Genomic DNA, 12,841 nt, shown 5'->3' with positions numbered 1-12,841 from the left:
CCGGGCCGCTGTCAGCCCATGGTCTTGGCCCCGTCAAGGGACTCACGGATGATGTCGGCGTGGCCGGCGTGCTGCGCGGTCTCGGCAACGATGTGCATCAACACCCGCCGGGTCGACCACCGCGCACCGGCCTCGAACCACGGGGCTTCCGGCAGCGGCTGCGTGGCGCCCAGATCGGGCAGGCTGGCCACCAGTTCGTCGGTGCGACGGGCCGTGTCGGCATAGTCGGCCAGCACCCCGGCCAGCGTCTCACCGGGCAGCATCCGGAACTCGTCGGCCCGCTGGGCCCAGTCGGCCTCGGTCATGTCGTCAAGGTTGCCCATCGATGCTGGACCATCCAGGATGAAGCCGACCCAGTTCCGCTCGACGGCGGCAACGTGCTTGATCAGGCCACCCAGGCACAGCGCACTGACGGTGGTGCGCTGCCCGGCCTGCTCGTCGGTGAGGTCTCGGGTGGTGAAGCGCAGGAAGTGTCGATACTGGGCCAGCATCGCCAACAGGTCAGCGTGCTCGCCGGTGACATCGGCGGTGGTGTGCACGGTTGGCGCGTCGGTGTTGTCGTCAGTGGTCAACTCGTTGACGGTCATGGGTTCGCTGCCTTCCGGTTGTGTTCCATCGATCGATACCCACGCTAGGGACCGTAGCGGCCACTTTCTGACCTGAATCGCGAACCAGAATAAGAACATGGCGAACACCAGCACCCGAACTCTCCGGCTGCTGTCCCTACTCCAGGCCCGGCGCTACTGGCCGGGCCGCGAGTTGGCTGAGCGGCTGGGCGTCTCGGCCCGTACCCTGCGTCGGGACATCGACCGGCTGCGCGGGCTGGGCTATCCGGTCCAGACCCAACGTGGTGTGGATGGCGGCTATCAGCTCGCCGCCGGGGCGGCACTACCACCGTTGGTGATCGACGACGAGGAGGCGGTCGCCCTGGCGATTGGCCTACAGGTCGCCGCCCAGAGCGCGGTGGAGGGGATCGCCGAGTCGTCGGTACGGGTGCTGGCCAAGGTAGTGCAGGTAATGCCAGCCCGGCTGCGCCGTCGCGTCGAAGCGCTGCGCGCGATGACCGAGCCCGTCACCTGGAACGGCCCGGCCAGGGCCGGTGTCGAGCCGGCGGTGCTCACTGCGGTCGCGCTCGCCTGCCGGGACGGTGAGCAGCTCCGCTTCTCCTACACCGCCGCCGACGGCCGACACAGCGACCGGCACATCGAGCCACATCGACTGGTGTGGCTCGGTCGCCGCTGGTACCTGGTCGCCTACGACCTCACCCGGCACGACTGGCGCAGCTTCCGAGTCGACCGGCTCACCACGCCGCAGGGCACCGGGTTCCGGTTCCGCCCCCGTGACCTGCCCGCCACCGACGCCGCAGCCTTCGTCCGCGCCCGCCTCGACAGCCTGCCCCGGTCATACCGGGTGGAGGTCCTGGTCAACGCCCCAGCGGCGCGTGTGCAGGAGCGGATCGGCAACTGGAGCAGGATCGAGGAGGTCGATGCCGAGCACTGCCGGGTGAACCTCACCACCGACTCGCTGGACTGGGTGATCCTGGCACTGGGCACGCTTCGCGCCGACTTCCAGGTCATCAGCCCGCCTGAACTGCTCCACCAGGTCCACGACTGGGGAGCCCGATTCACCCGGGCCGAAGGTGACAATGCCCGTACGGAAACCGGTACCAGCCAGGCCGAAGGTGACGATGGTACCCGCACGGCAACCGATACCAGCCGGGCCGACTGACCGCAGCCGCCCGGCTGACTGACCCGGTACCAGCCGAGTGAAGCTTGCGCACCACCCTGCGCCCGGCGGTCACAGCGGGCCCAGCACGGCGTCGGGGTCCGCGTCCAGGGCCAGCGTCTCTAGCACTGTCAGGAGTCGACGCTCCTCGTAGCTGAAGTGCGACTCCATGATCGCGGCCAGGCCCTCCAGATGCTGATCCAGCTCGGCTGCCGAGGCGGTCCGGGCCACGGCAGCCTTCAGCCCGGCCAGCAGGTGCGCGATCATCGAATGGTCCTGTTGCAGGTAGCGCAGCGTTTCTCGCAGTTCGGGGTGCTGCGCTGCGATGGCAGGAAACAGGTCACGGTCCTCGCCCTGATGGTGGGCGGTCAACGCGGTGCAGAACCCGTGACAGAACAGCAGCAGGTCTCTGGTCGCTGGCTCCGCCGGCTCCCCATCTGCCAGGGCCTGCCGAGTCACCGCCAACGCTGCGCGAAGTCGGTCATGGACGTTGCGCATTTCTCGGCTCCAGGCCACCAGCCTGGGCTTCTCGCCCTCACGCACAGGTGGAGGGCGAAGGGACAACGATCATCATCGTCGTATTCCCTTCGATTCGGCGCCTCCATACCTGGCACGGCCTGCCACCGGTACGCGACGCTGCCGCCGAGGATACAACGAAGCGTGCCGGGCCCCAACCGGTGCACCTACTGCGGAAGTTCCGGGCTACGCCGTACCCGTTTCGTTAGTCTCAGTTCTCGTGTCGAGCCGTCAGATCGTCGCCGTCCTGGGCCGGGGTGTCGTCCCGGCCGACCAGCCGGTGGTACGCGCCGACGACCTCGGGGTCCTACACGGCGACGGACTCTTCGAAACCATGCATGTCCGGGCCGGTCAGCCGTGGCTGCGCGACGAGCACCTGACCCGGTTGGCCCACTCCGCCGAAACCCTCGACCTGCTGCTGCCCGACACCACCGAACTGACCGACCTGATCGAGGCGACCTGCGCCGCCTGGCCGGCCGACACCGAGGGTGCACTGCGACTGGTCTGCACCCGAGGGCCGGAGGGTGGCGGACCAGCTACCGTCTTCACCACGCTCACCGAAGTGTCGCCGGCGATCCGCCGGGCCCGCCAGGCCGGCATCACCGTCGCCACGCTGCCGCTGGGGGTCGCTGCCAACGTCCGCGCCGGTACGTCCTGGCTGCTGGCCGGGGTCAAGTCCATCTCGTACGGGGTCAGCGCCGCCACCCGACGTTGGGCGGTCGCCAACGACGTGGACGACGTGCTGTGGACCTCCACCGAGGGCTACGCCCTGGAGGGCCCGTCGGCGAGCGTGGTCTGGCTGGACGGCGACACGCTGTGCACCGTACCGGCCGATTCCACCGGAATCCTGCCCGGTGTGACGGCCTGCTGGCTGCTGGCCCACGCCGGCGAGTTGGGCTTCTCCACTGCCGAACGGCTCGTCACGCCGGCCGAACTCCGCGAAGCGATCGGCGGGGTGTGGTTCACCTCGTCGGTACGGGGCCTGGCCGAGGTACGCGCCCTGGACGGGATGTCGCTGCCTGCCTCACCGCACACGACTGCCCTACGGGAACTGCTCGGTTTCGCCGTCTCGGACTTCCAGACCGGGCCCGCCGGGGTCACCACTCGGCTCATGTGACGCTGGCCACGGCGACGCGGGTGGGGTGCTCGGCTACGCCTGGTCCTGCCGCGGCCGGAGCCCGTCGACGACGAAGGACAACAGTCGATCTGCCTGCTCATCGGGGACCTGGTCGCTGACCCAGGCAACGGCGTTCAGCAGGGCAAACAGGTCTGTCGCCTGGGCATCGGCACGGACGACACCCGCCTGCCGGGCTCGGTCGAGTAGTTGCTCACCGGCTGCGACGAGCGCCTGGCAACCGGAGTGGAGCGGCGACGTCTCGTCATCGAAGCTGCTCATCAGGGTGGGGGCCAGGTCACGGTAGACGGTGATGTGGATCAGGGCGGCGCGGGACCAGAGGGTCAGGGCCGCCGCCGGGGAGGGATGGTCGAGCAGTTCCCGGGCCCGGTCGCTGAGCCCGGTCATGCTGTCGCGCAGTATGGCCTCCAGCAAGGCGTGACGGGTCGGGAAATGCCGGTAGAGCGTGCCGATCGCCACCTCGGCCCGCCGGGCAATCTCCTCAAGTGACGTCCCGACGCCCTGCTCGGCAAAGGCCGCCCGGGCTTCGTCGAGCAGACGTTCGTAGTTGCGCCGAGCGTCGGCCCGCATCTGCCGCTGCGGCGCTGGCGTCCCGCCTGTGGCCATTCACGTCTCCTTGCTAAACGGAGGCACCCTCACTATATTTCGGAGGCCGCCTCATCTTATCGCTTGAGGCTGGTCATCGCCGATCGAGAGGGGCCACATGAGCAAGATCATCTTGGTGTCCGGCGCGACCGGACGACAGGGCGGCGCCACCGCCCGTCACCTGCTCGCCGACGGCTGGCGAGTGCGTGCCCTTGTACGCGATCCAGACGCCCCCGCCGCCCGGGAACTGAGCCGAGCCGGGGCCGAGCTGGCTCTCGGCGACCTGGACGCCCCGGACTCCCTCCACGCCGCCGTGGCCGGAACGTACGGCGTTTTCGGTGTCACGCCCGACAACGCCGACCCAGATCAGGAGGTACGTCGAGGCCGAAACCTGGTCGACGCCGCTGCGGCGGCCAACGTCGAACACTTCGTCTTCGCCTCGGTCGGAGCGGCCGAGCGCAGCAGCGTCCCCGTCTACCGCAGCAAGTGGGCGATCGAGGAACACATCCGCGCCGTCGGGCTGCCCGCGACGATGCTCCGGCCAGCCCGGTTCATGGAGAACCACACGATTCCAGGCCTACCATTCGGCGGAATCGTGGACGGTGTCCTCGTCCATCTCTTCGGACCAGACACGCCGGTGCAGCTCATCGCCGCCGACGACATCGGTGTCTTCGCCGCTCTGGCCTTCGCCGACCCTCATCGCCATCTCGGGCAGGCGATCGAACTGGCCGGCGACGAACTGACCCCGACCGAGACGGTCACGTTGATCGGTCGGACGCTGAACCGGACGCTCACCTATCGACAGGCCACCGCTGCCGAAGTGGGACTCAGCGACGCGATCGTCGCGGAGTTCACTGGCGAGCAGGGCCTCTGGCGGGCGGACATTCCCGCACTACGGAAGCAGCACCCCGGCCTGCTCGACTTCCCCACCTGGCTGGAGCGTGGCGGCGCAGCCCGGATCGAGACGCTGTTCTGACTTCCGGCAGCCCGGTCGGGGGCACACTGCCCCGGCCGGACTGCCCGTCACCGTCTGAGCCGAAGTTTCCAGCCACCGTCTGAGCCGGAATCTTCAGCCACCGTCTGAGCCGGAATCTTCAGCCACCGTCTGGTCAGCCGCCGACGCGGATGAGCCGGGCGGACAGATGCGGGGCAAGACTGTGCCCCATGGCGGCCATCTCCTGGGCGTAGAGCAGCGCGCCCTCCACGATGCCGAAGAGCCGATGCCCGCCGGTGACCTCCTTGGCGGTGCCCGTACGCACCACCGCGTCGGTGGCCAACTCGACCCGAGTGCCGGTCAGTTTGCCCAGGTAAAGCTCCATGATGCCGGTCGGGCTGGTCATCATCGCCTCAAGATCGTCGGTAGCCCGGTCGCCGTTCATCACCGGTCGCCACCAGCCGACCTCCCGGGCCGACTGCCGGATCGGCTGACTCTGCTCGTCCAGCAGCCAGGACCGCGACTCGTAGAGCAGGAACGGCCGTCCGTCGTGGCTGATCCGGATCTCCTGCGCGTAGTCGAAGTCCTCGATGGTCGGGTAGCCGCCCCGGCCACGCCCCCGCCACACCCCGATATACGGCAGCAGACCCAGCAGAGCCGGGTGCAGATCCGGACCGACCCGCAGATCGTGGGTCTCCTCGAACGGGTACGGGTCGACCGGCGGCGCGTTAAGCCACGGCGGCTGCAACGGGTTCTCTTGCGGACTCGTACTCACCAACAAACCTTCCGTTCGCGACTGCGAGGCTCGCTACGCTCACTCCTCGCGCTCACCAACAAACCATCCGTTCGCAACTGCGGGGCTCGCTCGCTGCGCTCGCTCACTCCTCGCGCTCACCAACAAACCATCCGTTCGCAACTGCGGGGCTCGCTCGCTGCGCTCGCTCACTCCTCGCGCTCACCAACGGCCCCGTGACACACGTACCGCCAGATAGACCAGGCCGCCGGCGAGCACGCCGAAGCCTGCCACCAGCAGGCTGACGAACCCAATCTCGGTAACCATCGTCAGATCATCCTATGCTGGCCGGCATGGCACGCTCTCTCGTCATCAAGGTCACCGCTGGCACGGACTCCCCCGAGCGCTGCGCGCAGGCGTTCACCGTCGCCGCCACCGCGATCGCCTCCGGGGTGGATGTCTCCCTGTGGCTGACCGGCGAGTCTTCCTGGTTCGGATTGCCCGGCCGGGCCGCCGAGTTCGAGTTACCACATTCGGCACCGTTGGCGGAGCTGCTGCACGTGATCCTCACCAGCGGTCGGGTGACCGTCTGCACCCAGTGCGCCGCCCGCCGCGAGATCACCGAATCCGACCTGCTGCCCGGCGTACGCATCGCCGGGGCAGCGGTGTTCGTCGAGGAGTCACTGGCCGACGGCGTCCAGGCCCTCATCTACTGACTAATCTCGGCCGCCACCAACCCGTCCGCTGCCGGTAACGGTTCCGCCGCACAGATCTTGGACGTTTGTGGCCCCGGGGTGGGCCGCGATGATCCAAGGTCTGCGGCGAGAAACCTAGACGGCGCAGCCCGACTCGGTGACCGCCACCCGAATCTCGCCGTCGAGCGCCTCCACCACGACACTGCGCGACCCGCTGCGGTAGGCGTACCGGTCGGTCTGGTCGACGACCACGACGGCGTCGGCCACCGGGCGCAGCGTCACGTCCAGCGGTTTCGACACCGCTCCCCGGCCGACAGCTCGGGCGGTGTGCACCCAGCCGCTGCCCGGACACGGCACACTCGTCCGGTCGACCGGGCCATGCTCCGACACCCCGAGCGCGACGAGCACCCGGCCCGGCTCGTCGTCGATCCGTAGCCCTATCAACGGATCGGCAATGGCATATCCGGCCGGCATGGGGCGACATCCGGTGCTCGTGGTCAGCTTGACCGTGCCCGGGTCGGTCAGGCCGCCCTTGATGCCGACGAACTCGCCCGCGTCGGCCCGTAGGGTGCCCAGGCTTGTCCGGCTCCGGGCGCGATAGTCCTTGGGCAGTCCCTGGGCGATCCGGCTGATCAGCGCCCGCTCCTGCGCTTCGACGGTACGGAAGACGACGTCCCGCTCCAGGGTCGCGCCATCACGGATCAGACTGAGCCGGCACCCCTGCGTCAGGCGGGGGGCGGAGAGTTCGACGGCGACGTCCGGGCCGGCGGCTACGACGAGTTCCCCGAGCGCCCGGTTGACGACCGGGACGGCCTGCGCGATGTCGCGCTGCTCGCGCACGGTGGGCTCGTCCCAGCGTACGGAGAGGTAGGTGACCACGAGCAGCAGCGCGGCCCAGGCGGCAACGGCGGCGATCAGCCAGGTCCGCCGCTTCCGGTTCGGCGGCGTCGCCGGGTGATCGCCCACCCACGGCTGAACCGGGGGATCGACCTGCGCCCCCTGACCAGCCGGCCACGATTGAGCCGGCTGAACCGGCGGACCGGCGATCGGTGGGGGTGGCGGTGGGTCCTGACCCGGCTGGCCGGCTCGCTCATTGGGCTCGGTCACGCCGCCATGGTGACACGTACCGGAAGCGGTCAGCGCGCGAGGGCGAGCCGATAGCCAACCCCTCGTACGGTGTGCACCTGCGGCCCGTCCTCGACGGCGCGCAGCTTGCGGCGTAGCCGCTTCACCGCGGAGTGCAGAATCGCCGTGTCACCGAGGTAGGCACCGCCCCAGACCGAACCGAAGAGCCGCTCGTACGTCCAGACACCGACCGGTGGGCTGGCCAGCCGGGCGAGTAGTTCGCGCTCCAACCGGGTCAGGGCCAGGGGCTCGCCGCGCCAGGTGACGAGATGGTCGGCCGGGTCGACCGAGAGTTCGCCGAGACTCACCGGTGCGGATGGCGAGCGCGTCCCGTCCGGTTTGAGCGGGAACAGCATGGCGCGCAACTCGGACAGGTCAGCACAGATCAGGACCGGCCCAAAGTCGTTCAACCGTTGTACGACCCGCTCGCGCACCTTGGCGTCGTTCGACACGCAGACGACGAGCGGCATCTCGACAGTGGTCACCCGCGCCCTCCCCCCGTTGCCAGTGAGCACAAGCCAACGCCTTTAGATCAAGGTAGTCAACAGCGATGCGGACCAATTTCCGACAGCGGCCCGAATTACGCCCAGTTACTGATCGGATACTGATCGGCCGCATCCATTGATCACTTCCACTGGACTGGCCGAGCATGACTCCAGGCTGATGTGGGGGCCACCAGCTGTCACCCGAGAGCGCTTCCACATGGGCTGGCAGCGTCCGGACATCCCGGGGCTGCGGTCGGCGTCCCGATTCGGGTCGCCGGAACAGTGGGGAGGAAGCATGTCAAAATCCCCAGATCCCTGGAGCGCGAAGCGTTCCAGATTCTGGCGACCATTCGCCGTGGCAGCGGCGGTGGTCCTCGGCATCTCGGCACAACCGGCCATCGCCACTGCGGCCGAACCCGGCGCGTCGGCGACGGTGAGCCCGCAACTCGTCACGGAGCTGTCGACCAAGGGCACCACCAGCTTCATGGTCTACCTGCGTGAGCGCGGGGACCTGAGCAAGGCGGCGACGAAGACCGGCTCGGACGCCCGGGCCACCGAGGTGTTCCAGCAGCTCACCGGCACCGCACAGCGGAGCCAGCAGGGGCTGCGGGCCGAACTGGACGAGCGGAAGAGCCCGTACACGGCATACTGGATCGCCAACGCACTGCGGGTCGAGGGCGACAAGGCCCTGGTGGACGAGATCGCCGCCCGGCCCGAGGTGGAACGAATCGACCACGTCCGCAGCTACAAGTTGATCAAGCCGCAGCCGGCACCGGCCGTCGCCAAGGCCGGCACCAACGCCGCCGAGTGGGGCCTGACCAACATCGAGGCACCCCGGGTCTGGAGCGAGTTCGGCGTACGCGGTGAGGGCATCGTCGTCGCCAACATCGACAGCGGCGTCGACTACGAGCACCCGGCGCTGGTCGGCAAGTATCGGGGCAACCTCGGCAACGGGACCTTCGACCACAACTACAACTGGTTCGACCCGGCCGGCATCTGCTCCAGCGACGCGCCCTGTGACAACAACGACCACGGCACCCACACCATGGGCACCATGGTCGGTGACGACGGCGCGGCAAACCAGATCGGCGTCGCGCCGGGTGCCAAGTGGATCGCCGCCAAGGGCTGCGAGAGCAACAGTTGCTCCGACTCGTCGCTGCTCGCCTCCGGACAGTGGGTGCTCGCGCCCACCGACCTCAACGGCCAGAACCCCCGGCCGGACCTGCACGCCGACATCGTCAACAACTCGTGGGGCGGCGGCGGCGGCGACCTGTGGTACGAGCAGACCATCGCCGCCTGGCGGGCCGCCGGGATGTTCCCCAGCTTCTCCAACGGCAACAACGGCCCGGCCTGCGGCACCGCCGGTTCGCCCGGCGACAACCCCAACGCGTACGGGGTTGGCGCGTACGACGTGAACAACAACATCGCCAGTTTCTCCAGCCGGGGCGCGTCCAGCGTCGACGGCGCGATCAAGCCGAACATCTCGGCACCCGGTGTCAGCGTCCGGTCGAGCGTTCCGGGCGGCGGGTACTCGGCGTTCAACGGCACCTCGATGGCGGCTCCGCACGTCTCCGGCACGGTGGCACTGATCTGGTCGGCGGCTCCGAGCCTGCGCGGTGACATCGCCGCCACGGAGACGCTGCTCGACGACACCGCCACCGACGTCAACGCCCTGACCTGCGGCGGCACCGTCGACGACAACAACGTCTTCGGCGAGGGCCGGCTCAACGCGTACCAGGCGGTCAACACCGCCCCGCGCGGAGCGGTCGGCCAGATCACCGGTGCCGTCACCAACTCGGCCGGGGGCGCTGCCATCGTCGGCGCGACGGTGACCGTGGACAACCGTAGCGCCACCACCGGTGCGGACGGCCGGTACCGGCTGACCGTGCCGGCTGGCGAGCACGAGGTGGTCGCCAGCGCATACGGCTTCGCCACCCAGACCGTCACGGTGACCGTCGCCGAAGGCAGCGCCGTCAGCCAGAACTTCGCTCTGGTGGCGTCGCCGACGGTCACGGTCACCGGCAAGGTGACCGACGGCTCCGGGCACGGTTGGCCGCTGTACGCCAAGATCGAGGTGGCCGGTCGACCGGGCGCACCGGTCTACACCAACCCGGTGACCGGCAAGTACTCCTTCACGGTCCCCGGCAACAGCACCTACAAGTTGACCACCACGGCCAACATTCCCGGCTACCAGACCGTCACCAGTGACCTGGTGGTCGGCGCGGCGGCCAAGACCCTCAACGTCGCGGTGCCGATCGACGCGGGCTGCACCGCGCCCGGCTACCAGGCCAGCCTGAGTGACCCGCTGCTGTCGGAGACCTTCGACGGTACGGGCACCCCGGCCGGCTGGTCGGTGGTGAACCGGACCGAGGGCGGTGGCTGGGGCTTCCAGGACATCGGTAACCGGGGCAACCTGACCGGTGGCACCGGTGGCTTCGCCAACATCGACAGTGACAAGCTGGGCAGCGGCAAGACCCAGGACACCGACCTGGTCACCCCGGCGCTCGACTTCACCGGGGTGAACGCCCCGCTGCTGCGCTTCAACAGCGACTACCGGGCGCTCAGCAGCCCGGCAGACATCGACGTCACTGTCGACGGCGGCGCGACCTGGACCAACGTCTGGAACCAGACCGCCAGCCGGCGTGGTCCGGTCGTCGAAGAGGTCGCGTTGACCCCGGCCGCCGGTGCGGCGAGCGCACAGGTGCGCTTCCGCTACAAGGGCTCCTACGCCTGGTGGTGGCAGGTCGACAACGTGCAGGTCGTCAACCGGCTCTGCAGCACGGTGGCGGGTGGCCTGGTCACCGGCTTCACCACCGACAAGAACACCGGCGCGGCGCTCAACGGCGTGACGGTGACCAGTGGGGACGCGCCGACCGAGAAGGGCACGTCCGTCGCGACGCCGGACGACCCGAACATCGCCGACGGCTTCTACTGGTTGTTCTCCAGCCAGGTCGGGGCGCACCCGTTCACCGCCACGAAGGCGCCGTACCAGGCGCTGACCAAGTCGGTGACGGTCGTCGCGAACGGCACCAAGAAGGCGGACTTCGCCCTCAAGGCGGGTCGACTGACGGTCACCCCGACCTCGGTCGAGTCGCACCAGCCGTACGGCAGCACCCGCACCACGAAGGTGACCATCAAGAACACCGGTAGCGCCCCGACCGACGTCGAGATGCTGGAGCGGACCGGACAGTTCGGCCCGCTCTTCACCCGCAAGGGTGCGCCGCTGGTCGAGCACACCGTGAAGGGGATCAGCAAGACCCAGCACGGGACGGCGTACGGCGCGGCGGGCAACGTGGCCCAGGCCGCACCGCTCGCGGACGAGTCCTGGACCCGGGTCGCCGACCTCCCGGCGGCGGTCTTCGACAACGCGGCCGTGACCGTCGATGGCAAGGTCTACTCCATCGGTGGCGGTAGCGGCAGCGGCAACGAGAAGAAGATCTGGGTGTACGACCCGGACGCCAACACGTGGAGCGCCCTGCCCGACATGCCGAGCGCGCGGGCGAAGCCGTCCGCAGCGGCGGTGAACGGCAAGATCTACGTGCTCGGTGGCTGGGCCAGCGGCGGCACGCCGGTCGCCACGGTCGACGTCTTCGACCCGGCGGCGGGCACCTGGAGCACCCTGTCCGGGGTCACCAACCCCTCGCCCACCTCGGCGGCGGGTACGGCCGTGGCCGGCGGAAAGATCTACCTGACCGGTGGCTGCCTGGACGGTAACTGCACCGACTCCGACAAGCTGGTGGTCTTCGACCCGGCGGCTGGCTCGTTCAGCACCGGTGCGAACTACCCGCACCCGGTGTCCTGGATCGCCTGTGGTGGCATCGGCGAGAACGTCTACTGCGCCGGTGGCACGGGTGCGACGGAGTACACCGACGGCTACGTCTACTCACCGGCTGCCAACGAGTGGACGGCGCTGCCGGTGATGCCGGCCGAACTGTGGGGCTCGCAGTACGCCGCCGCCGGTGGCCTGCTCGTGCTCGCCGGTGGGGTCACCGACGGTTCGACCGCCGTCTCCAACCGCACCATGGCGTACGACCCGGCCGCCGGAGCCTGGCGGGACCTGCCGAACGCCCAGTTCAGCCGGTACCGGGGTGCCGCCGCGTGCGGCGCGTACAAGATCGGTGGTTCGCCGTCGTCGTTCGTCGGCTCCAAGGAGACTGAACTCCTCGGTGGCCTTGAGCAGTGTGACGACGCCGGTGGTGCGGACGTGGCCTGGCTCTCCACCAACCCGACCTCGTTCACCATGGCCCCGGGGGCCAGCAAGACGGTGACCGTCACCCTGACGGCCACCGCCGAGAACGGGGTTCTCCAGCCCGGTGCCTACACGGCCGAGCTGGGCATCCGGTCGGACAGCCCGTACCAGACGCCGTCGGTGGCGGTGAAGATGAACGTCCAGCCGCCCGCCACCTGGGGCAAGATCCAGGGCACCGTGGTCGGCAAGACCTGCGCCGGTGCCACGGTGGGGGTCAAGGCGACGGTACGTCTCAACTCGGGGGCCAACGGTTACACGCTGACCGCTGACGCCCAGGGTCGGTACGCGTACTGGGTGCCGAAGGGCAAGTACGAGGTGATCGTCGCCAAGGATGGCTGGATCCCCGAGGTCCAGCGGGTACAGCTCGACGCCGGCTTCGTGTCGACCGTCGACTTCACCCTCGAACCGGTCTCCCCGTGCGGGAACCGGGTGGGCGGGATCTGATCTGAACTGATCGGACCTGTCGCCTGACACCAGATTGGTGGCCGTCGGACCCGCCCCCGGGGTCCGGCGGCCACCGCCTGTCTCCAGGGGTTGTGGGCCCCGCCCGGGGACGGGTGGTTGGCGACGCGAAGCCTGGTGTCCAGGTCTGCCAGCCGGTCGCCCCGCTAACCGGAGTGAATCTCGTCTCGCATGATCTCGGCGACGAATACCCAGAA

General features: G+C 69.1%; 12 protein-coding genes. 5 read left to right on the top strand and 7 right to left on the bottom strand.

Annotated features, from left to right (window positions below):
• Positions 1 to 11: 11 nt before the first annotated feature.
• Entirely contained in the window at positions 12 to 587 is a 576-nt protein-coding gene (locus FHR38_RS16820; protein ID WP_184535567.1) for a DinB family protein, read from the bottom strand.
• Between the two features lie 97 nt (positions 588 to 684).
• Here FHR38_RS16820 and FHR38_RS16815 point away from each other — a divergent pair, with 97 nt between their 5' ends.
• Positions 685 to 1,728, top strand: a complete 1,044-nt coding sequence (locus tag FHR38_RS16815) for a helix-turn-helix transcriptional regulator (RefSeq protein ID WP_184535566.1) — start codon at positions 685 to 687, stop codon at positions 1,726 to 1,728.
• 69 nt (positions 1,729 to 1,797) lie between these two features.
• Here FHR38_RS16815 and FHR38_RS16810 read toward each other — a convergent pair whose 3' ends face one another.
• Positions 1,798 to 2,223, bottom strand: a complete 426-nt coding sequence (locus tag FHR38_RS16810; protein WP_221449057.1) for a hemerythrin domain-containing protein — start codon at positions 2,221 to 2,223, stop codon at positions 1,798 to 1,800.
• A gap of 238 nt (positions 2,224 to 2,461) precedes the next feature.
• Between FHR38_RS16810 and FHR38_RS16805 the strand changes: the two genes are divergently transcribed.
• A complete protein-coding gene (locus FHR38_RS16805; protein ID WP_184535564.1) occupies positions 2,462 to 3,358 on the top strand; it encodes an aminotransferase class IV in 897 nt (298 codons plus the stop codon).
• A gap of 33 nt (positions 3,359 to 3,391) precedes the next feature.
• Here the strand turns inward: FHR38_RS16805 and FHR38_RS16800 are convergent, their stop codons facing one another.
• Positions 3,392 to 3,982, bottom strand: coding sequence for a TetR/AcrR family transcriptional regulator (locus FHR38_RS16800; RefSeq protein WP_221449056.1), 591 nt, complete (start codon positions 3,980 to 3,982; stop codon positions 3,392 to 3,394).
• A 97-nt stretch (positions 3,983 to 4,079) separates the two neighbouring features.
• Between FHR38_RS16800 and FHR38_RS16795 the strand changes: the two genes are divergently transcribed.
• Entirely contained in the window at positions 4,080 to 4,937 is an 858-nt protein-coding gene (locus FHR38_RS16795) for an NmrA/HSCARG family protein (RefSeq protein WP_184535563.1), read from the top strand.
• A gap of 133 nt (positions 4,938 to 5,070) precedes the next feature.
• Here the strand turns inward: FHR38_RS16795 and FHR38_RS16790 are convergent, their stop codons facing one another.
• Both FHR38_RS16790 and mtfM read right to left on the bottom strand, forming a co-directional pair.
• The gene (locus tag FHR38_RS16790; RefSeq protein WP_184535562.1) at positions 5,071 to 5,670 is read right to left on the bottom strand and encodes a heme-binding beta-barrel domain-containing protein; all 600 of its coding nucleotides are present in this window, start codon (positions 5,668 to 5,670) and stop codon (positions 5,071 to 5,073) included.
• 180 nt (positions 5,671 to 5,850) lie between these two features.
• Positions 5,851 to 5,955, bottom strand: coding sequence for a small membrane protein MtfM (gene mtfM / locus FHR38_RS32865; RefSeq protein ID WP_275412949.1), 105 nt, complete (start codon positions 5,953 to 5,955; stop codon positions 5,851 to 5,853).
• Positions 5,956 to 5,969: 14 nt separating this feature from the next.
• Here mtfM and FHR38_RS16785 point away from each other — a divergent pair, with 14 nt between their 5' ends.
• Complete coding sequence (locus tag FHR38_RS16785) at positions 5,970 to 6,344, top strand: DsrE family protein (RefSeq protein ID WP_184535561.1); 375 nt, start codon at positions 5,970 to 5,972, stop codon at positions 6,342 to 6,344.
• Between the two features lie 114 nt (positions 6,345 to 6,458).
• Here the strand turns inward: FHR38_RS16785 and FHR38_RS16780 are convergent, their stop codons facing one another.
• Together FHR38_RS16780 and FHR38_RS16775 are read right to left on the bottom strand one after the other, a co-directional pair.
• Entirely contained in the window at positions 6,459 to 7,430 is a 972-nt protein-coding gene (locus FHR38_RS16780) for a hypothetical protein (protein ID WP_184535560.1), read from the bottom strand.
• A gap of 29 nt (positions 7,431 to 7,459) precedes the next feature.
• Complete coding sequence (locus FHR38_RS16775; protein ID WP_184539770.1) at positions 7,460 to 7,918, bottom strand: winged helix-turn-helix domain-containing protein; 459 nt, start codon at positions 7,916 to 7,918, stop codon at positions 7,460 to 7,462.
• Between the two features lie 310 nt (positions 7,919 to 8,228).
• On the opposite strand from FHR38_RS16775, the gene FHR38_RS16770 reads away from it, so the two are divergent.
• The gene (locus FHR38_RS16770; protein ID WP_184535559.1) at positions 8,229 to 12,626 is read left to right on the top strand and encodes a S8 family serine peptidase; all 4,398 of its coding nucleotides are present in this window, start codon (positions 8,229 to 8,231) and stop codon (positions 12,624 to 12,626) included.
• Positions 12,627 to 12,841 lie beyond the last annotated feature (215 nt).

Origin of the sequence: Micromonospora polyrhachis (assembly GCF_014203835.1) — a bacterium.
Classification (GTDB): Bacteria; Actinomycetota; Actinomycetes; order Mycobacteriales; family Micromonosporaceae; genus Micromonospora_H; species Micromonospora_H polyrhachis.
Note: the sequence above shows the minus strand (reverse complement) of the source record. Positions and strands in the feature narration are given on the sequence as shown.